Annotated in this window: 20 protein-coding genes; 8 read left to right on the top strand and 12 right to left on the bottom strand. The window is 58.6% G+C overall.

What is annotated here, in order from left to right:
- Positions 1–12: 12 nt before the first annotated feature.
- The 7 genes from greA to grpE all read right to left on the bottom strand — a co-directional run bounded on the left by greA (position 13) and on the right by grpE (position 10,050).
- Entirely contained in the window at positions 13–489 is a 477-nt protein-coding gene (gene greA, locus VY732_RS03895) for a transcription elongation factor GreA (RefSeq protein ID WP_064119469.1), read from the bottom strand.
- A complete protein-coding gene (carB, locus tag VY732_RS03890) occupies positions 486–3,707 on the bottom strand; it encodes a carbamoyl-phosphate synthase large subunit (RefSeq protein ID WP_077571025.1) in 3,222 nt (1,073 codons plus the stop codon). Before carB ends, greA begins: the two co-directional genes overlap by 4 nt.
- A gap of 125 nt (positions 3,708–3,832) precedes the next feature.
- Entirely contained in the window at positions 3,833–4,969 is a 1,137-nt protein-coding gene (gene carA, locus VY732_RS03885) for a glutamine-hydrolyzing carbamoyl-phosphate synthase small subunit (protein ID WP_212622995.1), read from the bottom strand.
- 257 nt (positions 4,970–5,226) lie between these two features.
- Positions 5,227–6,033 (bottom strand): 4-hydroxy-tetrahydrodipicolinate reductase, encoded by an 807-nt coding sequence (dapB, locus tag VY732_RS03880; protein ID WP_008088318.1) that lies wholly within the window; start codon positions 6,031–6,033, stop codon positions 5,227–5,229.
- Positions 6,034–6,042: 9 nt separating this feature from the next.
- Positions 6,043–7,167, bottom strand: a complete 1,125-nt coding sequence (gene dnaJ / locus VY732_RS03875) for a molecular chaperone DnaJ (protein WP_016986506.1) — start codon at positions 7,165–7,167, stop codon at positions 6,043–6,045.
- A 297-nt stretch (positions 7,168–7,464) separates the two neighbouring features.
- Positions 7,465–9,381 (bottom strand): molecular chaperone DnaK, encoded by a 1,917-nt coding sequence (gene dnaK / locus VY732_RS03870; RefSeq protein WP_007915221.1) that lies wholly within the window; start codon positions 9,379–9,381, stop codon positions 7,465–7,467.
- Positions 9,382–9,483: 102 nt separating this feature from the next.
- A complete protein-coding gene (gene grpE / locus VY732_RS03865; protein ID WP_007915219.1) occupies positions 9,484–10,050 on the bottom strand; it encodes a nucleotide exchange factor GrpE in 567 nt (188 codons plus the stop codon).
- Positions 10,051–10,290: 240 nt separating this feature from the next.
- On the opposite strand from grpE, the gene recN reads away from it, so the two are divergent.
- A complete protein-coding gene (gene recN, locus VY732_RS03860; protein ID WP_331694359.1) occupies positions 10,291–11,964 on the top strand; it encodes a DNA repair protein RecN in 1,674 nt (557 codons plus the stop codon).
- Between the two features lie 75 nt (positions 11,965–12,039).
- Here the strand turns inward: recN and fur are convergent, their stop codons facing one another.
- On the bottom strand, positions 12,040–12,444 hold the full coding sequence (gene fur, locus VY732_RS03855) for a ferric iron uptake transcriptional regulator (protein WP_003221515.1): 405 nt from the start codon (positions 12,442–12,444) through the stop codon (positions 12,040–12,042).
- Between the two features lie 97 nt (positions 12,445–12,541).
- On the opposite strand from fur, the gene VY732_RS03850 reads away from it, so the two are divergent.
- Complete coding sequence (locus VY732_RS03850) at positions 12,542–13,069, top strand: outer membrane protein assembly factor BamE (RefSeq protein ID WP_123594493.1); 528 nt, start codon at positions 12,542–12,544, stop codon at positions 13,067–13,069.
- Positions 13,070–13,129: 60 nt separating this feature from the next.
- On the opposite strand, the gene VY732_RS03845 is transcribed toward VY732_RS03850, so the two are convergent.
- Genes VY732_RS03845 through VY732_RS03835 form a run of 3 tightly spaced genes read right to left on the bottom strand, consistent with a single transcriptional unit; the run spans position 13,130 to position 15,282 of the window.
- Complete coding sequence (locus VY732_RS03845) at positions 13,130–13,444, bottom strand: RnfH family protein (RefSeq protein ID WP_331694353.1); 315 nt, start codon at positions 13,442–13,444, stop codon at positions 13,130–13,132.
- Positions 13,437–13,871: a type II toxin-antitoxin system RatA family toxin gene (locus VY732_RS03840; protein WP_016986510.1), complete on the bottom strand. Its 435-nt coding sequence runs from the start codon at positions 13,869–13,871 to the stop codon at positions 13,437–13,439. The genes VY732_RS03845 and VY732_RS03840 overlap by 8 nt, the downstream gene beginning before the upstream one ends.
- Positions 13,872–13,878: 7 nt before the next feature.
- Positions 13,879–15,282, bottom strand: coding sequence for a sodium-dependent transporter (locus VY732_RS03835; RefSeq protein WP_331694350.1), 1,404 nt, complete (start codon positions 15,280–15,282; stop codon positions 13,879–13,881).
- A gap of 118 nt (positions 15,283–15,400) precedes the next feature.
- Here VY732_RS03835 and smpB point away from each other — a divergent pair, with 118 nt between their 5' ends.
- A complete protein-coding gene (gene smpB / locus VY732_RS03830; protein ID WP_008088297.1) occupies positions 15,401–15,883 on the top strand; it encodes an SsrA-binding protein SmpB in 483 nt (160 codons plus the stop codon).
- 134 nt (positions 15,884–16,017) lie between these two features.
- Here the strand turns inward: smpB and VY732_RS03825 are convergent, their stop codons facing one another.
- The gene (locus VY732_RS03825; RefSeq protein ID WP_007915207.1) at positions 16,018–16,785 is read right to left on the bottom strand and encodes an FCD domain-containing protein; all 768 of its coding nucleotides are present in this window, start codon (positions 16,783–16,785) and stop codon (positions 16,018–16,020) included.
- A 262-nt stretch (positions 16,786–17,047) separates the two neighbouring features.
- Between VY732_RS03825 and VY732_RS03820 the strand changes: the two genes are divergently transcribed.
- From VY732_RS03820 to VY732_RS03800, 5 genes are all read left to right on the top strand, one after another.
- Positions 17,048–18,742 carry a lactate permease LctP family transporter gene (locus VY732_RS03820; RefSeq protein WP_034154408.1) on the top strand — a complete coding sequence of 565 codons (1,695 nt, stop codon included), beginning with the start codon at positions 17,048–17,050 and terminating at the stop codon, positions 18,740–18,742.
- 149 nt (positions 18,743–18,891) lie between these two features.
- Positions 18,892–19,716 (top strand): (Fe-S)-binding protein, encoded by an 825-nt coding sequence (locus VY732_RS03815; RefSeq protein WP_253498894.1) that lies wholly within the window; start codon positions 18,892–18,894, stop codon positions 19,714–19,716.
- Entirely contained in the window at positions 19,713–21,167 is a 1,455-nt protein-coding gene (locus tag VY732_RS03810) for a LutB/LldF family L-lactate oxidation iron-sulfur protein (RefSeq protein WP_093435718.1), read from the top strand. The genes VY732_RS03815 and VY732_RS03810 overlap by 4 nt, the downstream gene beginning before the upstream one ends.
- The gene (locus tag VY732_RS03805) at positions 21,167–21,838 is read left to right on the top strand and encodes a LutC/YkgG family protein (protein ID WP_331694342.1); all 672 of its coding nucleotides are present in this window, start codon (positions 21,167–21,169) and stop codon (positions 21,836–21,838) included. The genes VY732_RS03810 and VY732_RS03805 overlap by 1 nt, the downstream gene beginning before the upstream one ends.
- The gene (locus VY732_RS03800; protein ID WP_331694340.1) at positions 21,835–24,645 is read left to right on the top strand and encodes an FAD-binding and (Fe-S)-binding domain-containing protein; all 2,811 of its coding nucleotides are present in this window, start codon (positions 21,835–21,837) and stop codon (positions 24,643–24,645) included. Before VY732_RS03805 ends, VY732_RS03800 begins: the two co-directional genes overlap by 4 nt.
- The last annotated feature ends 9 nt before the right edge of the window (positions 24,646–24,654 follow it).

Genomic DNA, 24,654 nt, shown 5'->3' with positions numbered 1-24,654 from the left:
GGGCGCCCTTTTTCAGATGTGACGGACTTCGACAATCTCGTACTCGATCACGCCGCTCGGCGTTTTCACGGCGACCACATCGCCCTCTTCCTTGCCGATCAAGGCACGGGCCAAAGGCGAGCCAACCGAAATCTTGCCGAGTTTGAAGTCAGCCTCATCCTCACCCACGATGTGGTAAGTGACGCTTTCGTCGGTCTCGACGTTGGCGATTTCGACGGTAGTACCGAAAATCACTTTGCCAGTGTGCGGAATCGACGTGACGTCAATGATGACCTGATTCTGAATCCGGCCTTCGATGTCGCGAATCCGCGCCTCGACCATGCCTTGCTGTTCGCGTGCGGCATGGTATTCAGCGTTTTCTTTCAAGTCTCCCAACTCGCGGGCCGTACCGATGTCCTGGCTGAGCTTCGGACGAACGACCTTGGTCAGGTGAGCGTGTTCTTCTTCCAGGGCTTTAGCGCCCTGGACGGTCATTGGGTATTTGATCATGCCTTCAATCCTGCGTGTAGATCCTGCAAGCGGCGCACGGTCTTTTCCGGACCGAACTTCAGCGCTTCACAGATAGCTTCGCCAGCAGCAATGGTGGTGGTGCAGTAAATCTTGTGCTGCAAGGCATTACGACGAATGGAGTACGAATCAGCGATCGACTGACGACCTTCGGTGGTGTTGATGATCAGGGTGACTTCGTCATTCTTGATCATGTCGACCACGTGCGGACGCCCCTCGGTCACCTTGTTCACACGGCGCACTTTCAGGCCTGCGGCTTCGATCAGCTTGGCAGTACCGGCAGTGGCAACCACTTCGAAACCCAAGTTGATCAGATCACGGGCCACGCCTGCAACCAATGGCTTGTCGTCGTCGCGCACGCTGATGAACGCAGTACCGCCGGTCGGCAGCACTTCGCTGGCACCCATCTGGGCTTTGGCGAATGCCTCACCGAAGGTGTCACCTACACCCATCACTTCACCGGTCGACTTCATCTCTGGGCCGAGGATCGGGTCAACGCCAGGGAATTTGGCGAACGGGAACACCGCCTCTTTCACGCTGTAGAAGTTCGGAATGATTTCTTTGGTGAAGCCGATTTCTTTCAGGGTCTTACCGGCCATCACGCGGGCAGCGATCATGGCCAGGGAAACACCGATGCACTTCGATACGAACGGTACGGTACGGGAAGCGCGCGGGTTGACTTCGATGACGTAGATGTCTTCGCCCTGCAAAGCCAACTGCACGTTCATCAGGCCGACAACGCCCAGCTCCAGAGCCATTTTCTTGACCTGTTCGCGCATCTCGTCCTGGATGTGCGCCGGCAGCGAGTACGGCGGCAGCGAGCACGCGGAGTCACCGGAGTGAACGCCAGCCTGTTCGATGTGTTGCATGATTGCGCCGATCACCACGTCTTTGCCGTCACAGACCGCATCCACGTCCATTTCGATGGCGCAGTTGAGGAAGTGGTCGAGCAGCACAGGGCTGTCGTTGGACACTTTCACCGCGTCACGCAAGTAGCGCTTGAGCTCTTCTTCTTCGTAAACGATTTCCATCGCGCGACCACCCAGGACATAGGATGGGCGCACTACCAGTGGGTAGCCGATCTTGCTGGCGGCACGAATCGCTTCGTCTTCGCTGCGCACGGTGGCGTTTGGCGGCTGACGCAGGTTCAGACGCTCAACCATTTGCTGGAAACGCTCACGGTCTTCAGCGCGGTCGATGGCGTCAGGGCTGGTGCCGATGATTGGCACGCCAGCCGCTTCCAGAGCTCGCGCCAGTTTCAGCGGAGTCTGACCACCGTACTGGACGATCACGCCTTTCGGCTTCTCGACGCGGCAGATTTCCAGCACGTCTTCGAGGGTTACCGATTCGAAGTACAGACGGTCGGAAGTGTCGTAGTCGGTGGAAACGGTTTCCGGGTTGCAGTTGACCATGATGGTTTCGTAGCCGTCTTCGCGCAGAGCAAGGGCAGCGTGAACGCAGCAGTAGTCGAACTCGATGCCCTGGCCGATACGGTTCGGACCGCCACCCAGAATCATGATTTTGTCGCGGCCCGACGGCGCGGCTTCGCACTCTTCCTCGTAAGTCGAGTAGAGGTATGCGGTGTCGGTGGCGAACTCGGCGGCGCAGGTGTCAACGCGCTTGTAAACCGGGAACACTTCCAGCTTGTGACGGTGAGTCCGCAGGTTCTTCTCGGTCACACCCAGCAGCTTGGCCAGACGCTGATCGGAGAAGCCTTTGCGCTTCAGCTTGAACATCAGGTCGCGGTCGATCGCGGACAGACCAAGGGTCTTGACCTTCTCTTCTTCCTTGATCAGATCTTCGATCTGTACCAGGAACCACGGGTCGATCATGTTCATGGCAAAGATTTCTTCGACGGTCATGCCGGCGCGGAAAGCGTCCGCCACGTACCAGATACGCTCGGCGCCCGGCACTGTCAGTTCGCGCTTGAGCACGCTCATGCTTTCCGGGTTGCTCAGGTCGAGCTTCTCGTCCAGACCGCAAACGCCCACTTCCAGACCGCGCAGAGCTTTCTGCAGGGATTCCTGGAAGGTACGGCCGATGGCCATGACTTCACCAACCGACTTCATCTGAGTGGTCAGGCGTGCGTCAGCCTTGGCGAATTTCTCGAAGGCAAAGCGTGGCAACTTGGTGACGACGTAGTCGATCGACGGCTCGAAGGACGCCGGGGTCTTGCCGCCGGTGATGTCGTTCGACAGTTCGTCGAGGGTGTAGCCCACAGCCAGTTTGGCCGCGACTTTGGCGATCGGGAAACCGGTGGCTTTCGAAGCCAGTGCCGAGGAACGCGATACGCGCGGGTTCATTTCGATCACGACCATGCGGCCAGTGTTCGGGCAGATACCGAATTGAACGTTGGAACCACCGGTCTCGACGCCGATCTCGCGCAGTACCGCCAGCGAGGCGTTACGCAGGATCTGGTATTCCTTGTCGGTCAGGGTTTGTGCTGGAGCCACGGTGATCGAGTCACCGGTGTGCACGCCCATCGGGTCGAAGTTTTCGATCGAGCAGACGATGATGCAGTTGTCCTTTTTGTCGCGGACAACTTCCATTTCATATTCTTTCCAGCCGATCAGCGATTCGTCGATCAGCAGCTCTTTGGTCGGCGACAGGTCCAGACCACGGGCGCAGATTTCTTCGAACTCTTCACGGTTGTACGCGATACCGCCACCGGTGCCGCCCATGGTGAAGGACGGACGGATGATGCACGGGAAGCCGAGGGTTTCGAGAACCGCGTTGGCTTCTTCCATGCTGTGCGCGATACCGGAACGCGGGCACGCCAGGCCGATGGATTTCATCGCCTTGTCGAAACGAGAACGGTCTTCAGCCTTGTCGATGGTGTCAGCGTTGGCGCCGATCATTTCTACGCCGAACTTCTCCAGAACGCCTTCGCGTTCCAGGTCCAGGGCGCAGTTCAGAGCCGTCTGGCCGCCCATGGTTGGCAGTACCGCGTCCGGACGCTCTTTTTCGATGATCTTGGCAACGGTCTGCCACTTGATCGGCTCGATGTAGGTGGCGTCGGCCATGTCCGGGTCGGTCATGATGGTGGCCGGGTTGGAGTTCACCAGGATGACGCGGTAACCCTCTTCGCGCAGGGCTTTACAGGCCTGGGCGCCGGAGTAGTCGAATTCGCAGGCCTGGCCGATAACGATCGGGCCAGCGCCGAGAATCAGGATGCTTTTAATGTCTGTACGTTTTGGCATGGGTTTGTCACTCAAATCCGCAGGTCAGTCGGCAAGCCGTCTTGATCGATTTCTGAAGTCCCGAGGGGGCCGCCGGTGTCGGGGCCGCCCTCGAGGGCTTCTCTCTACAGTCTCAAGGCGAACGCTTAGCGTCGCTTGGCCATCTCGTTGATGAAGCGGTCGAACAGTGGCGCGACATCGTTCGGGCCCGGGCTCGCTTCAGGGTGGCCCTGGAAGCTGAACGCGCTCTTGTCGGTGCGTTCGATGCCTTGCAGGGTGCCGTCGAACAGCGATTTGTGGATCGCACGCACGTTGGCTGGCAGGGTTTCTTCGTCTACCGCGAAACCGTGGTTCTGGCTGGTGATCATTACGACGCCAGTGTCCAGATCCTGCACCGGGTGGTTGGCACCGTGGTGGCCGTGGCCCATTTTCAGGGTCTTGGCGCCGGAGGCCAGTGCCAGCAGTTGGTGACCGAGGCAGATGCCGAATACCGGAATTTCGGTTTCCAGCACTTCCTTGATCGCCTTGATCGCGTAGTCGCATGGCTCCGGATCACCAGGGCCGTTGGACAGGAACACGCCGTCCGGCTTCAGTGCCAGCACATCAGCGGCTGGCGTCTGCGCAGGCACCACGGTGACGCGGCAGCCGCGCTCGACCAGCATGCGCAGGATGTTGACCTTGACGCCGTAGTCGTAGGCAACCACGTGGTAAGGCAGCTCGGAAGCGTCGATGGTCGCGTGGCTGTCGGTCTTCAGATCCCAGACAGTCGAGCACCACTCGTATTGAGTCTTGGTGCTGACGACTTTCGCCAGATCCATGCCCTTCAGGCCCGGGAAACCTTGCGCAGCGGCGATGGCCGCTTCTTCGGAAATGTTGTCGCCGGCCATGATGCAGCCGTTCTGTGCGCCTTTTTCACGCAGGATGCGGGTCAGGCGGCGGGTGTCGATACCGGCGATGGCGACAACGTTGTTGGCTTTCAGGTAGTCGGACAGGGACATCGTGTTACGCCAGTTGCTCGCTACCAGCGGCAGGTCACGAATGACCAGGCCAGCGGACCAGACGCGGTCGGACTCGGCATCTTCCGGCGTGGTGCCGGTGTTGCCGATGTGCGGGTAAGTCAGGGTAACGATCTGTTGGGCGTAGGAAGGATCGGTAAGGATTTCCTGATAGCCGGTCATTGCGGTGTTGAACACCACCTCACCAACGGTTTGACCGTCGGCACCAATGGCTTCGCCGCGAAAAATGCTGCCATCAGCAAGGGCAAGTATGGCTGGCTTAGTCAAGAAGACCTCCCGTAAATAACGCATGAAAGGGCGATCGCAGGTTGTAAAAAAGCGGAGTGACGTATGGACACGTCACCCCGCTTCTTCACTGAATTATTCTGCGCGCTTTTAGTGGACACACTAAAGCTGTAGCTTACAGAAAAAGGCTTTTTTGGTCCACCGCTAAAGAGCCGAAAAGGCCGGAGAATGCGACAGGTCGTCGCCAAGCGGAGAAAAACCAGCGCAAACAGGGCATTTGCGCCGGGTTCAGCAGTGTATCAACGCAGGTCGAGCACGTCTTGCATGTCATACAGACCCGGCTCGCGACCATCCAGCCACAGCGCAGCACGAACCGCGCCCTTGGCGAACGTCATACGACTCGAAGCCTTGTGCGTGATCTCCAGACGCTCACCTTCGCAGGCAAACAGCACGGTGTGATCACCCACCACATCACCACCACGAACAGTGGCGAAGCCGATAGTTTCACGCTCACGAGCGCCAGTGTGACCCTCACGACCGTAGACCGCGACTTTCTGCAAATCACGATCGAGCGCACTGGCGATCACTTCGCCCATGCGCAACGCTGTACCCGACGGCGCATCGATCTTGTGCCGGTGATGCGCTTCGATGATTTCGATGTCCGCTTCATCACCCAGCACGCGCGCCGCCATATCGAGCAGTTTCAGCGACAGATTGACGCCGACACTGAAGTTGGCCGCAAACACGATCGGAATATCCTTGCCCGCCTCGACCAGCAACTGCTTCTGCGCAGCGTCCAGACCGGTGGTGCCGATGACCATCGCCTTGCCGGCCTTGCGGCAGAACGCGAGGTTTTTCAGCATCACTTCCGGCAGGGTGAAGTCGATCAATACATCGAACTCTTCAGCCACTGCCTCAATGTGCCCGGACAACGGCACACCAATACGACCCAGCGATGCCAGTTCACCGGCATCGACGCCGATCAGTGTGCTGCCCGGACGAACCACAGCGGCGGTCAAACCGGTCAGCGGCGCGCGCTGCTGCACGGCCTCGACCAGAATCTTACCCATGCGCCCAGCAGCGCCCATCACAGCTATACGTCGCATGCCGACTCCTTACAGATCGCCGAAGAAGCGCTTCACACCGTCGAACCAACCGGTGGTTTTTGGCGAATGGCTATTGTCGTCCGCCAGCGAGCTGCGGAATTCTTCCAGCAGTTCGCGCTGACGACGGTTCAGATTGACCGGCGTTTCAACCGCGACACGGCACATCAAGTCACCCGCACCGCCGCCACGTACCGGCGCCACGCCTTTGCCGCGTACGCGGAACTGCTTGCCGGTCTGGGTGCCTTCAGGGATTTTCAGTTTGACGCGACCGTCGAGGGTCGGAATTTCCAGCTCGCCGCCCAGCGCCGCATCGACGAAGCTGATCGGCACTTCGCAGAACAGATGCTTGCCATCGCGCTGGAAAATATCGTGCTCGCGGACATTGATGACCACATACAGGTCGCCCGTCGGACCGCCCTGCGTGCCCGCCTCGCCTTCGCCGGACAGACGAATGCGGTCGCCGGTATCGACCCCAGCCGGCACTTTGACCGACAGGGTTTTGTACTCTTCGACGCGACCGTCACCGTGGCAGGAGTCGCACGGATCGGAAATGATCTTGCCTTGGCCATGGCAACGCGGGCAGGTTTGCTGCACCGAGAAGAAGCCCTGCTGCATGCGCACCTGACCAATGCCACCACAGGTCGGGCAAGTCGAAGGCGAGGAACCTTTCTTGGCACCCGAACCGTCGCACGGCTTGCAGTTGACCAGTGTCGGAACGCGGATATTCACCGACGTACCGCGCACCGCTTCTTCCAGGTTCAGCTCCAAGGTGTAGCGCAAGTCGCTGCCACGCTGAGCGCCGCCACGAGAACCACCGCGACCGCCACCGAAGAAATCACTGAAGACATCACCAAAGATGTCCGAGAAGTTCTGACCGCCGAAACCGGCGCCACCGCCACCCATGCTCGGGTCGACACCAGCATGGCCGTACTGATCGTACGCCGCACGCTTGCTCGAGTCGGACAGCACTTCATAGGCCTCATTGGCCTCTTTGAACATTTCTTCCGACGCTTTGTCATCGGGATTACGGTCCGGGTGGTGCTTCATCGCCAGACGACGGTAAGCCTTCTTCAGGTCCGCATCGCTTGAGCCGCGCTCAACACCCAACACTTCGTAATAGTCACGTTTTGCCATAAGTCTTCTGCACTCTTGAGGACGTTCGGCAAACCCCTCCTGAGGATGGCCAAACTCGTTGAGCCCCAATACAGGCCCGGACCCAACTCACGTCAATTCAACGATCCTGGTCTTTGTTTCTTGCGGTACTTTCGGCACGAAAAGCAGGAGCATTCCCGGCCATACCGCCAACATCCGAACCTTGTCGCATGCTGTAAAAATTCGCGTATTCCAGATACGCCAACGCGGGAGCTAGCTCCCGCGCGGCGACATCCTACCAGTCACTGCCTGAAGGCAGTCAACCGGCCGACCAACAACTTACTTGTGGTCTTTGACTTCTTCGAACTCTGCATCGACAACGTCGTCAGCCTTCTCAGCCGATTCGCCTTGCGGGGCTGCGCCATCAGCTGGCTGAGCCTGTTCGGCGTACATCTTCTGAGCAACCGGAGCGGAGACTTTCGACAGCTCTTCAACCTTCGCTTCGATAGCAGCCTTGTCGTCGCCTTTGACAGCGGCTTCCAGAGCAACCACAGCGGCTTCGATCGCAGTCTTCTCTTCGGCGGTGACTTTGTCGCCCGCGTCAGCAATCATTTTGCGCGTCGAGTGAACCAGTGCGTCACCCTGGTTACGGGCAGCGGCCAGCTCTTCGAACTTGCGGTCTTCCTCAGCGTTGGCTTCGGCGTCACGCACCATGCGCTCGATTTCTTCGTCGGACAGACCGGAGTTGGCCTTGATCACGATCGACTGGGTCTTGCCGGTAGCCTTGTCTTTCGCACCAACGTGCAGGATGCCGTTAGCGTCGATGTCGAAGGTCACTTCGATCTGTGGCACGCCACGTGGAGCAGGTGGAATGTCGGCCAGGTCGAACTTGCCCAAGGACTTGTTCTGAGTGGCTTGCTTACGCTCGCCCTGCAGCACGTGAATGGTCACAGCGCCCTGGTTGTCGTCGGCAGTCGAGAACACTTGCGATTTCTTGGTAGGAATCGTGGTGTTTTTCTCGATCAGCGCGGTCATCACGCCGCCCATGGTTTCGATACCCAGGGTCAGCGGGCTGACGTCGAGCAGCAGAACGTCTTTCACGTCACCGGCCAGAACAGCACCCTGAATCGCAGCACCCATGGCAACAGCTTCGTCCGGGTTAACGTCTTTGCGAGCTTCTTTACCGAAGAAATCGGTCACCAGCTTCTGTACCAGCGGCATACGGGTCTGACCACCGACCAGAATCACGTCGTTGATCGCGCCAACGTCCAGACCGGCATCTTTCATGGCGATGCGGCAAGGTTCGATGGTGCGCTGAACCAGGTCTTCAACCAGTGCTTCGAGCTTGGCACGCGAGATCTTCACGTTCAGGTGCTTAGGACCGGTCGCGTCTGCAGTGATGTACGGCAGGTTGACGTCGGTCGACTGAGCGGACGACAGCTCGATCTTGGCTTTCTCAGCGGCTTCTTTCAGGCGCTGCATGGCCAGCGGATCACCTTTGAGGTTCATGCCGCTTTCTTTCTTGAATTCGTCAACGAGGTAGTCGATCAGACGAATGTCAAAGTCTTCACCGCCGAGGAACGTGTCACCGTTGGTGGCCAGAACTTCGAACTGGTGCTCGCCATCAACTTCAGCGATCTCGATCACGGAAACGTCGAACGTACCGCCACCCAGGTCATAAACGATCACGGTGTGATCGCCCTTGGCCTTGTCCATACCGTAAGCCAGAGCGGCTGCGGTTGGTTCGTTGATGATACGTTTTACGTCCAGACCAGCGATGCGGCCGGCGTCTTTGGTCGCCTGACGCTGGCTGTCGTTGAAGTAGGCCGGAACGGTGATCACCGCTTCGGTCACGGTCTCGCCGAGGTAGTCTTCGGCGGTCTTCTTCATCTTCTTCAGAATTTCAGCCGAGATTTGTGGCGGTGCCATTTTCTGGCCGTTCACTTCAACCCAGGCGTCGTTGTTGTCAGCCTTGACGATCTTGTAAGGGACCATCTGGATGTCTTTCTGCACAACTTCTTCGTCGAAACGACGACCGATCAGACGCTTAACTGCGTACAGGGTGTTGTGCGGGTTGGTTACAGCCTGACGCTTGGCCGACTGACCTACCAGGATTTCACCATCGTTGGCGTAAGCGATGATCGACGGCGTGGTACGCGCGCCTTCAGCGTTTTCGATAACTTTTGCTTTGCCGTTTTCCAGCACGGAGACGCAGGAGTTGGTAGTCCCCAGGTCGATACCGATAATTTTGCCCATGTTAACTCTCCCGAAACTTTGGATTTTTTTGCCGCAGTAGTGGTGGCTGACTGCGGTAATACTTAAACGCTTGACTTCTAAATGGGGGCCTTGCGGCTAATTTCAAGCCTTCTCGTCAATCGAAGGCGAAATTGGCGCAGGCGCCTTGCTGACCACAACCATGGCCGGACGCAGCAGGCGGCCGTTGAGCTGGTAGCCCTTCTGGAACACCTTCAGAACGCTGTTCGGTTCTACGTCGGCGCTTTCTTGCATGGCCATCGCCTGATGCTGAACGGCGTTGAACGGTTCGCCATGCGGGTCGATCGCTTCCAGCTGATAACGCTTGAGCGTGTCGTGGAACATTTTCAGCGTCAGCTCGATGCCTTCACGCATCGGACGAATGCTTTCGTCGTCCGGGTTCGACAGCTCGAGGCCGCGCTCCAGGCTGTCGACGATCGGCAACAGGTCGCCAGCGAATTTTTCCAGGGCAAACTTGTGCGCCTTCTCGACGTCCTGCTCAGCACGGCGACGGACGTTCTGCAGATCGGCAGCAACACGCAGAGATTGATCCTGCGCGGCGGCCAACTGCTCTTCGAGCACTTGTACACGGGTCGCCAGGTCATCACCCGAACCTTCGGGCGCCTGATTGGCTTCTGGGTTTTGCGTATCTACTGTCTGTTCGTCAGCCATAGAATTCTCCTTTCAATTTCGTCCGCGAGCCTGACTCGCGCTTCTGCCCCGATATATGGGGCCGCAAAATCAGGCTTCAAGGGCCTGCAAACATTAACCCTACAAAAAAGTGTCGAATCTTCATTCCTCAATGCGCTAAGCAGATTTGAAGTTCAAGCAAATCGAGCTAAGGGCGGGCATTGTCAGCCTGAAACAAAACACTGTATAAATAACCAGACCTAAAGCCTGGGAGCGGCCTTTATGCTGGTGCACCTGTCCGTACACAACTACGCCATCGTTGAACATCTCGATCTCGAACTCGATCGCGGGATGAGCGTGATCACAGGGGAAACCGGCGCCGGCAAGTCGATCATGCTCGACGCGCTGGGACTGACTCTTGGCGATCGCGCCGACAGCGGCGTGGTTCGTCCCGGCGCCGACAAAGCCGATATCCTCGCGACTTTCGATCTGGCCGACATCCCTGAAGCCAGCCTTTGGCTGGCCGAGCGTGACCTGGAGACTGATGGCCCGTGCATCCTGCGCCGGGTGATCACGTCGGAAGGTCGTTCGCGCGGCTACATCAATGGCACCCCTTGCCCACTCGGTGACCTCAAGTCGCTGGGCGAATTGCTGATCGATATCCACAGCCAGCATGAACATCAGTCCCTGCTGAAAACCGATACTCATCGCCGCTTGCTGGACGAGTACGCCGGCGCTACCGATCTGGCCCGCCAGGTTCAACTCGCCGCCCAGCGCTGGCGCCAGACTCGCCAGGAACTCGAGCGCCTCTCCAACTCCGGTGATGAACAACGCGCGCGCCACCAATTGCTCAGCTATCAGCTCGAAGAGCTGGAAAACCTCGGTCTCGGTGATAACGAGCTGGAGCAACTGGAGCAGGAACACAAAAACCTGACCAACGCCGAGACCCTGCTAGGCATTTGTCGGCAAGTGGTCGAACAATGCAGCGAAAGCGATTCCGGCAATGTATTGAATGCACTGACTGCCAGCCTCAACCGCCTGTCGAGCGTGAACAATTCCGTTGGCGCACTGGGCGAAGCCAGCAGTTTGCTGACCAGCGCGCAGATCCAGGTCGAAGAGGCCGTCGGTGAACTCAATCGTTTCCTCGATAACTTCGATGCCGATCCGGCGCGCCTGCAATACCTGGAAGAGCGTCTCGACGCGATCTACACGCTGGCACGCAAGCATCGGATTCAACCCACCGAAGTGGGTGAAATGCAGCAGAAACTGCTGGATGAGATCGAAACCCTCAACGCCAACGACGAATCCATCGAGCGCCTGGGTGATGAGCTGGCCTCGTATGCCCGCCACTATCAAGAGAAGGCGCGAGAACTGAGCGATTTGCGGCATCAGGCTGCCGGCAGTCTCGCCAGTGCGGTTGAGCAGGAAATTCAACGACTGGGCATGCCGGGTGGTCGCTTCACTATCGAATTGAAGGCCAACAGCAGCGATGAACTGCTGCCCAACGGACTGGAACAGGTCGAATTACTGGTCAGCGCCAACCCGGGCCAACCGCTAAAGGCGCTGGCAAAAGTCGCTTCCGGCGGCGAGCTGTCACGGATCAGCCTGGCGATTCAGGTGATCACCGCGCAGACATCCCGCGTTCCGACATTGGTATTCGACGAAGTGGACGTCGGCATCGGTGGGCCGACCGCAGAAATTGTCGGCCAACTGTTGCGCCGTCTCGGCGATCGCGGCCAGGTATTGACCGTGACGCACTTGCCGCAAGTGGCAGCGCAGGGTCATCAGCATTTGTTTGTGCACAAAGTGCGCGGTGAAGAGGCGACCCACACTGCCGTCTCCAAACTGAGCAAGAACGACCGTATAGAAGAAGTGGCGCGCATGCTCGGCGGCATCGATCTGACCAAGGAGTCCCTGGCTCACGCGAAAAAAATGGTCGTCACCGCCAAAGTTTGACAACGACAGAAAGCACGAAGGCGACCCTTGGGTCGCCTTCGTTCGTTTCGCGAATGTGAAATTCGCGCGACATGCTTACTTTTTCTTGCGCACGTACAGCACCAGGTTGTGATCTACCAGATCAACACCGTGCTCCTCGGCAATTGCCTTCTGGAGCTTTTCGATTTCCGGGCTGACGAATTCGACGACTTCACCGGTTTCCACGTTGACCATATGGTCATGGTGGCCACCGTCGGCCAACTCGAATACCGCGTGGCCGCCGTCGAAGTTGTGACGGACCACGAGGCCAGCGGCTTCGAACTGGGTCAGAACACGGTAAACCGTGGCCAGACCGACGTCCTCGCCAGCTTCCATCAACGCCTTGTAGACGTCCTCGGCACTCATGTGACGCTGCTCGGTAGAGTCGAGCATTTGCAGGATCTTGACCCGTGGCAGGGTCACTTTGAGGCCGGCTTTGCGTAGTTCGCTATTTTCAACCATGGTCAGCTTTCTCGCGATGCTGCTTCGCAGCTTCTCTTAATGCGGGTATGATCGGCGTTTACGTTGTCCCAGCCAAGATAGTGGAAGTCGCCCACCGATGCAAAACACCAAGCTCTTGCTAACCAGTTTCACCTTTGTGGGACTGCTCGCACTCGCCGGTTGTTCATTCCCCGGGGTTTACAAAATCGACATCCAGCAGGGCAATGTCGTCACGCAGGACATGATAGACCAGTTACGCCCGGGAATGACCCGGCCGCAAGTACGGTTTATCATGGGTAACCCTCTGCTTGTCGACACGTTCCATGCCGATCGCTGGGATTATCTGTACAGCCTGCAACCGGGTGGCGGTGAACGCCAACAGGAACGCGTCAGCGTTATTTTCAACTCAAACGACCAGCTTGTCAGCCTGTCCGGTGACTTTATGCCGGGCGTAAGCCGTGATGAAGCCATTCTCGGCAAGGACAATGGCACGACCGTGACCGCTCCTGCTGAAAACGCCGAGAAGCCAAAACCGGAAAAACCGGTCAAGCCAGGTTCCTTGCTGGATCAGATCCAGAAGGACGTCGATGGTGTAGAAACCGTTCCGGTTCCGACACCAGAGCCGCTGGACACCTCGCCGCAATAATTTGCGACGCAATAAAAAACCCGGAAATTCCGGGTTTTTTATTGCCTGCGATTTGGCTTTTTACGCGTTTCGCGCTTTGGCTTCGGCAGCCTTGGCGGCCCGCAAGCGTCGTACCTCTTTCGGATCGGCCAGCAATGGACGATAAATCTCGATGCGCTCCCCTGCCTCAATCACCCGCGTATCCGGGTCAGCCACCACTTTGCCGAAGATACCCAACGGACACTCCGCCAGATTCAGCTCAGGAAACTCGCTACCAATACCCGATACAAACACCGCAGCCCGCACCGTCGCGCCTTCATTGACGCTGAATGAGCGCAATACCTGACGATCCACGGCCGCGTATACCACCTCTATCTCGATCACCGACTCAACCATGCATCTGCTTGGCGCGCTGGCAGAACGCGTCCACCAGCGTATTGGCCGCCTGATTGAACAGCGGCCCCAACGTCGCGCGCACCAGCGGCCCGGCGTAATCGAACGACAGATCCAGACTGATCTTGCAGGCCTTCTCGTTCAACACCTTGAACACCCAGACACCGTGCAACTGATTGAACGGCCCTTCTTCCAGGTTCATTTCGATCGACTGCCCCGGCACCAGCGTATTACGCGTCACAAAATGTTGACTGAGCCCGCCCTTGGCCACGCCGACACTGGCGCGCATATGTTCCGGCGAGCTTTCCAGCACCTCAGCCGAAGAGCACCACGGCAGAAATTCCGGGTAACGCGCCACGTCATTGACGAGGTCGTAGAGGAATTGCGCCGGGTATGGCAGCAGTGCTGAGCGTTGAATATGTGTCGTCATGTGAGCGTTACTTCCAGAGCTGAGCGGCAAACACTACAAGAATGCCGATGGGCGCCACGTAGCGCATCAAGAACAAAGACAGGGCAAACAGTGCCGGGTTGCGGATCGACAACTCGTCGCGTACCGCTTCACGCCCCATCACCCATCCGGCAAACAGCACAAAACACAGGCCACCGAGCGGCAACATGATCCGCGAGGTGAAGAAATCGATCACGCCAAAGAAGTCCAGACCGCTCTGCGCACCCCATTGGTAGAGGTGGAACATCCCGCCTTCGTTCACGAAAAATTTGGCTTCCTTCCAGATATTGAAGGAGAACACCGTGCCCAGACCGACGAACCAGCAGATGAACGCCAGCCAGAAAGTCACCCATGCGCGACTGACTTTCGTGCGCTCAACCAGATAGGCAACCATCGGCTCCAGAAGGGAGATCGCCGAACTCCATGCCGCAATCGCCACCAGCACAAAGAACACCACGCCCATCAACTGACCGAAAGCCACGTTACCAAAGGCAAATGGCAGGCTGACGAACATCAGGCCAGGCCCTTCACTAGGATTCAGGTCACCGGCAAACACAATAGGGAACAAGGCCAGACCGGCGACCAGCGACACAAAGGTGTCCAGCAGTGCTACACCGACAACCGTGCCCGACAACGACGAACTCTTCGGCATGTAAGCGCCGTAGATCATGATCGAGCCGACACCAACGCTCAGCGAGAAGAACGCGTGCCCCATCGCTGGCAACAAGCCGTCGAGAACTTTTTCCGGGTGGAAGTCGAACATGAAATGCACGCCTTCCATGAAATGCCCGGTGGTCATGCTGTAACCCAACAACACCAGAATCATCACAAACAGCAGCGGCATCATGATGCGCAGGCTGCGCTCAAGCCCGGCGACCACGCCTTTGGCGATGACGAAGGCCGACAGCAGCATGAAAATCGTGTGCCAAAGTGTCAGGCGCCATGGATCGGAGATGACATTACCGAAATACGCACCGACCTGATCGGCCGTGGCGCCCTGGAAATCACCGCGGCCCATGTCGACGATGTAGTCCAGCGACCAGCCGCCGACCACACTATAGAAAGACAGGATCAGCAACGCCGTGATCATCCCGGCAAATGCCCCCCACGACCATTTGCCCGAGTGCCCGGCTTCCAGCGCCAGCACCTTCAAGGCGTTCGCCGGACTTTGCCGGGCGCGCCGGCCGATCAGGGTTTCAGCGAGCATGACCGGGATGCCGATCAGTGCGATGCACGCCAGAAACATCAGTACAAACGCACCGCCGCCGTAGACCCCGACCATGTAGGGGAACTTCCAGATACTACCCAGTCCCACGGCCGAACCGGTCGCGGCGAGTATGAATACCCAGCGGCTAGCCCAACTGCCGTGGACAGAAACCTTGTCTGTCGACATCGTTTATCACGCCCAAGCGTTAGAAAAGAGGCCGCATTGTCCGGGATTCACTCAACCTGCTCAAGCACGCAGCATCACCGTAGCCGACAGCCGTTTATCTCCATATAATGCCGCCCCTATGGCTAAACAGAAGAAACACCCAACAGGGACCATCGCGCAGAACAAAAAGGCGCGACACGATTACTTCATCGAGCATAAGTTCGAGGCTGGTCTGGTCCTGGCCGGCTGGGAAGTAAAAAGTCTGCGGGCAAGCAAGCTACAGCTGGTCGACAGCTATGTCCTGCTCAAGGATGGCGAAGCGTGGTTGCTCGGCAGCCACATCACCCCTCTGATGACCGCAAGCACCCACGTCATCGCTGACCCGGTGCGCACACGCAAATTGCTGCTCAACCGCCGCGAGCTGGAAAAGCTTGCCGCGATGGTGCAGCAAAAGGGTTACGCCTGCGTCTGCCTGTCCTGGTACTGGAGCAAGCACATGGTCAAGTGCGAGATCGCTCTGGGCAAGGGCAAGAAGGAATACGACAAGCGTGACACCGAGCGCGAGCGCGATGCCGGCCGTGAGCTGCAGCGCGCAGTGCGCAACAAGGGCAAGGAAGATTAATTTTCTCTGCCTTTAGAGCGTATTCGCGAGCAGGTCGAATCGTCGCACCGTCGCTCCCACCTTGGAATGCATTCCAATTGTGGGAGCGAGCCTGCTCGCGAAAGCTATTGCAGCATCAACGCAGAAATAACTGATCACATCCCCTTGCGCCGCTCCGCCCGAGCCATGCGCTGAACTTCCTGCCGCACCTCTTCCAGCACTTCCTGCACATACAAAATATGTCGGCTGGAGACTTCTCGCGCCTGCTCCGCACGACCTTCGATAATCGCCAGATACAATTCCCGATGCTGGGTAATCAGCATGTCGCGGGTTTCCGTGCGCTGCTTGTACATGCCGCCGATGTTGGTGACGACGTTGCGCTTAAGCAGATCGAACAGCCCTCGAATGGTGTGCAACAGCACGGCGTTATGACTGGCCTCGGCAATCGCCAGATGAAATTTCGCATCCGCCGCGCCCTCCTCAGCCCGACTCACTTCGTCATGGCGTGAATAACAATCCTGCAACTCTTCGAACGCCGCCGTCAGCCGCTCGCGATCAACATCGGTCGCGCGCAATGCTGCGTAATAGGCACACGATGCCTCCAGAGTGTGTCGAAATTCCAGTAGATCGCGTTGTGCCTCGGGGTTGCTTTCGAGCAACTGCAGCAGCGGATCACTGAACGTTGAGCCCAGGCTCTCGACCACATAATTGCCGCCGCCCTGGCGACTGACCAGCAAGCCTTTCGCCGCGAGTTTCTGAATCGCTTCGCGTAGCGACGGCCGTGATACGCCAAATTGCTCAGCCAGCGTGCGCTCCGCCGGCAGCCGCTCACCGGACTTCAGCGTGCCCTCAAGGATCATCCCCTCGAGTCGCTCGACAATGTCGTCAGACAAACGGCGCTGACGTATCTGATCAAACCCCATAGCTCATTTCTCCACGATCCCGACCGCTCGCCGGGCTCTCTATTCTGGCCTATCGGCGCCTTGCCGACACCTACCAGACGCCACTTGCCGAAACCGGATCAGATGCGCTCTGCACCGCTTGTTCGACAAAAGTTTCAGGGCGACAAATTGACACACCGACATCAAGGCTTTTACCCTAGCCAACAGCGATTGTAAATTGGTCTTACCAATTATCCAAGAACGCTGACAGTGCCTGACCAACAACAATTAGGGGCCACCCCATATGCAAACCTGGCAACAGCTCTACAGCCCGCTCGGCAGTCTCGGCGTATCCGCACTCGCGGCCGTCATCCCCATCGTGTTCTTTTTCCTCGCATTGGCGGTGTTCCGCCTCAAGGGCCATGTGGCCGGGAGCATCACCCTCGCCCTGTCGATTGCCGTAGCAATCTTCGCGTTCCAGATGCCGGTCGACATGGCCTTCGCCGCTGCCGGTTATGGTTTCGCCTACGGTCTGTGGCCGATTGCCTGGATCATTGTCGCGGCGGTGTTCCTCTACAAACTGACGGTCAAAAGTGGTCAGTTCGAGGTCATTCGCAGTTCGGTGTTATCGATTACTGACGACCAGCGCCTGCAAGTACTGCTGATCGGTTTCTGCTTCGGTGCATTTCTGGAAGGTGCCGCCGGTTTCGGCGCGCCCGTGGCGATTACTGCGGCACTTCTCGTCGGCTTGGGCTTCAACCCGCTGTACGCCGCTGGCCTGTGCCTGATCGCCAACACCGCACCGGTTGCGTTCGGTGCACTGGGGATTCCGATCATTGTTGCCGGTCAAGTCACCGGGATCGATGCGTTCAAGATCGGCGCCATGACCGGTCGCCAACTGCCACTGCTGTCGTTGTTCGTGCCGTTCTGGCTGGTGTTCATGATGGACGGCCTTCGCGGCGTGCGCGAAACCTGGCCGGCTGCACTGGTCGCGGGGCTGAGCTTTGCCATCACGCAATACTTCACCTCGAACTTCATCGGCCCGGAGCTGCCGGACATCACTTCGGCGCTGGCCAGCCTGATTTCCCTGACCCTGTTCCTGAAAGTCTGGCAGCCGAAACGCACCGCAGGTGCGCAAATCGCTGGTGCCACATCGAGTGCAGCGATCACCGCCAGCGTCGGCGGTTTCGGTCAAAAGCGCACCACCGTGGCTTCGCCTTACAGCCTCGGGGAAATTTTCAAAGCGTGGTCGCCGTTCCTGATCCTCACCGTGCTGGTGACCATCTGGACCCTGAAGCCTTTCAAAGCGATGTTCGCCGCTGGCGGCTCGATGTACAGCTGGGTGTTCAACTTCGCGATCCCGCACCTTGATCAGTTGGTGATCAAAACCGCACCGATCGTGGCTGCTCCAACGGCAATCCCGGCGGTGTTCAAACTTGATCCGATTTCCGCGACCGGCACGGCGATTTTCTTCTCCGCGCTGATCTCGATGCTGGTCCTGAAGATCAACTTCAAAACTGGTCTGACCACTTTGAAAGAGACCTTCTACGAACTGCGCTGGCCAATTCTGTCGATCGGCATGGTGCTGGCGTTCGCCTTCGTTACCAACTACTCGGGCATGTCTTCGACCATGGCGCTGGTACTCGCCGGTACGGGCGCAGCGTTCCCGTTCTTCTCGCCATTCCTCGGCTGGCTCGGTGTGTTCCTCACTGGTTCCGATACATCGTCGAATGCTCTGTTCAGTTCGCTGCAAGCGACCACGGCACACCAGATCGGCGTCAATGACACTCTGCTAGTGGCAGCCAATACCAGCGGCGGCGTGACCGGCAAGATGATCTCGCCACAATCGATCGCCGTGGCCTGCGCCGCGACCGGACTGGTGGGCAAGGAATCGGATCTGTTCCGCTTCACCCTCAAGCACAGCCTATTCTTTGCAACGATTGTCGGTCTGATCACTCTGGCTCAGGCCTACTGGTTCACCGGCATGCTGGTGCACTAAACCTACAAGAAGCATGGAAAAAACCGACGCCGATCCGTGATTTCGGCGTCAGCAATTCACAACCCGGTCTGTAAGGCTGCTGAAAGCAACGCTCTTTATATTCAGCAGCCGCACAGACGGATAACCGGGCCCACCCGGAGACACGCCTGATGAGCGAGCTTTTTTACAACGCCGTGCCAAACGCGACCCGTGTGGCCCCGCCACTGCCCGAACCTCGGCAATACCCCAGCGAGAAACCATCGCGGGTCTACCTGTTCGGCACGTGCGTGGTCGATCTGTTCTACCCCGAAGCCGGGATGGACGCGATCCACTTGCTGGAGCGCGAAGGGATCCGGGTCGAGTATCCGCAAGGGCAAAGTTGCTGCGGGCAACCGGCCTACACCTCGGGTTACACCGAGCAGGCGCGGACGGTAGCGCGCTCGCAACTGGCGCTGTTTGCCGGGGATTATCCGGTGGTGGTGCCGTCGGGTTCCTGCGCTGGCATGCTGCGCGAGCATTACGCCGACTTGTTCAAGGACGAGCCGGAAACGTTGAAACAGGTTCAGGCCCTTGCGGCCCGCACCTATGAACTGGCCGAATTCCTGCTGTTCGTCTGCAAAGTGCAGCTCAAGGACAGCGGCGAGCCGGTCAAAGTCGCGCTGCACACTTCGTGTTCGGCACGTCGCGAAATGAACACCCACCTGCACGGCCGCGAGTTGTTGGCGCAGTTGAGCAACGTGGAACGCGTCAACCACGACCACGAAAGCGAATGCTGTGGCTTCGGCGGAACATTCAGCGTCCGTATGCCAGACATTTCCGGCGCGATGGTGGCTGACAAGACCAAAGCGTTGAAGGATTCCGGCGCGCATCAGGTGTTGAGCGCCGACTGTGGCTGTTTGATGAACATCAACGGCGCATTAGAGAAACAAAAAGAAGCGCTACGCGGGCAACATCTCGCCAGCTTCTTGTGGCAACGAACCGGGGGTGCGCAATGAGCACTTCCGCGATTATTCCTACGGTCGCCGTAGAAGAAGATTTCCGCACCCGGGCACACAATGCCTTGGGCGATCAGCAGCTACGGAACAACTTCCGCACGGCGATGGATTCACTGATGGTCAAGCGGGCAGCCGCTTTCAGTGATGCCCACGAAAGAGAACATTTGCGCGCACTGGGCAATTCGATCAAGGCCCGCGCGCTGTCCAAGTTGCCCGACCTGCTCGAGCAACTGGAACAGAACCTGACCCGCAACGGTGTGACAGTGCACTGGGCGGAAACGGTAGACGAGGCCAATGGCATCGTCTTATCGATCATCCGCGCTCACGAGGCGCGGCAAGTGATCAAGGGCAAATCGATGGTCAGCGAAGAGATGGAGATGAACCATTTCCTCGAGGCTCGGGACATTGAATGTCTGGAGTCCGATATGGGGGAATACATCGTCCAGCTCGACCACGAGAAGCCTTCACACATCATTATGCCGGCGATCCACAAGAATGCCGGTCAGGTCGCGTCCTTGTTCCACGACAAACTTGGCGTGGAATACACCAAGGACGTTGACCAACTCATTCAAATCGGTCGCAGAGTCCTGCGGCAGAAATTCTTCGAAGCGGACATCGGCGTCTCCGGTGTCAACTTCGCCGTCGCCGAAACCGGCACCCTGCTGCTGGTGGAAAACGAAGGCAACGGGCGCATGACCACCACCGTGCCGCCGGTGCACATCGCCGTCACCGGCATCGAAAAGGTTGTGGAAAACCTGCGTGACGTGGTGCCGCTGCTGTCACTGCTGACGCGCTCGGCGCTGGGCATTCCGATCACCACTTACGTCAACATGATCTCCGGCCCGCGTAAGGAACACGAACTCGACGGCCCGCAGGAAGTGCATCTGGTCCTGCTCGACAATGGTCGCAGCCAGGCTTTCGCCGACAGTGAATTGCGCCAGACCTTGAACTGCATTCGCTGCGGCGCTTGCATGAACCATTGCCCGGTCTATACCCGCGTCGGCGGCCACACCTATGGCGAGGTGTATCCGGGGCCGATCGGCAAAATCATCACCCCGCACATGGTCGGCTTGGCCAAGGTTCCGGATCACCCGAGTGCTTCGTCGCTGTGCGGTGCCTGCGGTGAAGTGTGTCCGGTAAAAATTCCGATCCCGGCGATCCTGCGGCGCCTGCGCGAAGAAAACGTCAAAGCCCCGGACAGCCCGAATCAAGTGATGCGCGGTCAGGGCAGCAAGTATTCGCGCAAGGAACGCTTTATCTGGAACGCCTGGGCCAAGCTCAACAGCTCGCCAACCTTGTATCGATTGTTCGGATTCTTCGCCACGCGCCTGCGTGCCCTGACTCCGAGTAACGTCGGCCCGTGGACGCAAAACCACAGTGCGCCAAAACCCGCCGCGCGCTCGCTGCACGACATGGCCCGCGAGCATCTGGCCAAACAGGGAGACCGCTGATGAGCGCCAAGCAAAATATCCTCGGCAAGCTGCGGAAAAGTCTGACTGGCACAGCGCCGATTGCCGACGACTTCGACGTCGATCTGGTGACGCAGCCTTACACCTACAGCGCCGAACAACGCATCCCGCAACTGCGCAAATTGATGGAAGCAGTGCACACCGAAATCCACCTGACCTCGGGCGAAGAGTGGCCAGCGTTGCTCGCGCAATTGCTGCGTGACCGTCAGCTGCCGAGCCTGTTGATCGCACCGACTACAGCGCACGGGCAGAAAATCGTTCAGCACTGGGTGAACAATCCCGAGCTGCCGACGCTGAAATCCTACGACCGGCCGATGGAAGAATGGAAAGCCGAGCTGTTCAACGACACGCCGGCCAGCCTCACCGGCACCCTTGGCGCGATCGCCGCTACCGGCAGCCTCATCATGTGGCCAACCCGCGAGGAACCACGGCTGATGAGTCTGGTACCACCGGTGCATTTCGCCCTGCTCAAGGCCAGCGAAATCCGCGACAACTTTTATCAGGTGCAGCAGGAGTTCGAATGGGCACAAGGCATGCCGACCAACGCATTGCTGGTGTCCGGCCCTTCGAAAACCGCCGACATCGAACAAGTGCTGGCCTATGGCGCCCACGGACCGAAAGACTTAGTGGTACTGATCCTGGAGGACCAATGACGCTTCCGGTGAATTTCCTGCGTGATGCGCAACAACTGATTCCGGCGGAGCGCCGTTTTGATGATCCGTTATCGACGCTGGCTTTCGGCACCGATGCGAGTTTTTATCGACTAATTCCGCAACTAGTGATTCGCGTCGAATCGGAAGACGAAGTCGTGGCCCTGCTGAAACTGGCTCAACGCGACCATGTCCCGGTGACCTTCCGTGCGGCCGGCACCAGCCTTTCCGGTCAGGCGATCAGCGATTCTGTTTTGATCGTGCTTGGGGATAACTGGAACGCCCGCGAGATTCGTGGCCAAGGCATGCAGATTCGCCTGCAGCCGGGCGTGATCGGCGCACAAGCCAACGCTTGGCTGGCACCGTTCGGGCGCAAGATCGGCCCGGATCCGGCGTCGATCAACGCCTGCAAGATTGGCGGCATCGTCGCCAACAACGCCAGCGGAATGTGCTGCGGCACCGCGCAAAACACCTATCACACGCTGGCCGGGATTCGCCTGGTGCTGGCCGATGGCACGCGTCTGGATACCGAAGACGCTGCAAGTGTCGCGGCATTCCGCGCCAGCCACGGCAATCTGCTTGAGCGCTTGGCGACTTTAGGTCGCGAGACCCGCGCCAACACCGAACTGGCTGCAAGAATCCGCCACAAATACCGTCTGAAAAATACCACCGGCCTGTCTCTGAATGCCTTGGTGGATTTCGATGAGCCTGTGGATATCTTGAGCCACCTGCTGGTCGGCTCCGAAGGCACCCTCGGCTTCATCAGCGCAGTGACCTATGACACCGTGATCGATCACCCGAACAAGGCCTCGGCGCTGATCGTGTTTCCGAATGTGGAGACCTGCTGCAACGCCGTCACCGTGTTGAAAAGCCAACCGGTGTCAGCCGTAGAACTGCTGGATCGACGCAGCCTGCGCTCGGTGCAAGACAAACCCGGCATGCCCGCTTTCGTACAACAGCTGTCGAACAATGCCTGCGCGCTGCTGATCGAATCCCGCGCCGCCTCTTCCACTTTGCTGCAGGAACAGCTGGCGCAGATCATGGCGTCGCTCAGCGGTTTCCCGGTGGAGAAGCAGGTCGACTTCACCGAAGACCCCGCCGAGAACGCCAAGCTCTGGGCGATCCGCAAGGACACCTTCCCCGCTGTCGGCGCCGTGCGCAAAACCGGCACCACGGTGATCATCGAAGACGTGACCTTCCCGGTCGAACAACTGGCGATCGGCGTCAATCGCCTGATCGAGTTGTTCGACAAACATGCCTACGACGAAGCGATCCTTTTCGGACACGCGCTGGAAGGCAACCTGCACTTCGTCTTCACCCAAGGCTTCAACAACCCGGAAGAAGTCGCACGCTATCAAGCGTTCATGGATGACGTCGCGCAACTGGTCGCGGTGGAATTCGGCGGCTCGCTGAAAGCCGAACACGGCACCGGCCGCAACATGGCGCCGTTCGTGGAACTGGAATGGGGCAGCGACGCCTATCAACTGATGTGGCAGCTCAAACGTCTGCTCGACCCTAACGGCATTCTTAACCCGGACGTGGTGCTCAGCGAAGATCCGCAGATCCACCTCAAACATCTGAAGCCGCTGCCGGCGGCCGACGAGATTGTCGATAAGTGCATCGAGTGCGGCTTCTGCGAACCGGTCTGTCCGTCAAAAGGCCTGACCCTGAGCCCGCGCCAGCGCATCGTCATCTGGCGCGATATTCAGGCGAAGAAACGTGCCGGTGTCGAGACCCGCGAACTGGAAGAAGCCTACGAGTACCAAGGCATCGACACCTGCGCCGCCACCGGCCTGTGCGCACAACGTTGCCCGGTAGGCATCAATACCGGTGAGCTGGTGAAAAAGCTCCGTGGCCGACACGCGACGCATCAGAAAACCGCCGACTGGATCGAAGGAAATTTCGCCAAGACCCTGCAAGGTGCACGCTTCACCCTGCACGTAGCCAACGGCGCGCGGATGCTGCTCGGCGCACCGCGTCTGGCGAAACTTTCGGCAACAATTACGCGCCTGTCCAAGGGCCAGGTGCCGCTGTGGACGAATGCGATGCCGCAACCGGAAAAAGCGATTCGCTTCAGCCCCAGCGTGTCGGACGAACGCCCGCGTGTGGTCTATCTGGCCGCGTGTGTCTCGCGAGTCATGGGCCCGGCGGCGGGTGATAAAGAGCAAATGTCGCTCTACGACAAAACCCGTGGATTGCTGGAAAAGGCCGGTTACCAAGTGGTCTTTCCGGACAACCAGGACAACCTCTGCTGCGGTCAGCCTTTCGCCTCAAAAGGCTACGCCGAACAGGCCGAACACAAGCGTCAGGAACTGATCAGCGCATTGCTCCATGCCAGTCGCGGCGGGCTCGATCCGATCTACTGCGACACCAGCCCGTGCACGTTGCAACTGGTTCAGGACGTAGGAGAAACCCGCCTGGATCTGTACGACCCGGTGCGCTTCATCCGTACGCACCTTCTCGATCGACTCGACTTCACCCCGCAAGACGCGCCGATTGCCGTACACGTGACCTGCAGCACGCAGCATCTGGGCGAAAGCCAGGCGTTGATTGATCTGGCGCGCAGATGCAGCAACAACGTGGTGATCCCGGAAGGCATTCACTGCTGTGGGTTTGCCGGCGACAAGGGCTTCACCACGCCGGAACTGAACAGCCATTCGCTGCGCACGCTCAAGGATGCCGTGCAGCATTGCAGCGAGGGGATTTCCACCAGCCGCACCTGTGAAATCGGCCTGACGCAACATGGCGGAATCGACTACCACGGGCTGGTCTATCTGGTGGATCGCGTGACCCGGGCGAAGGCCTGCTGAAGAAAAATA

Source organism: Pseudomonas sp. ZY71 (assembly GCF_036542145.1).
Lineage (GTDB): Bacteria > Pseudomonadota > Gammaproteobacteria > Pseudomonadales > Pseudomonadaceae > Aquipseudomonas > Aquipseudomonas koreensis_A.
This window is presented reverse-complemented; position numbering and strand designations above follow the sequence as displayed.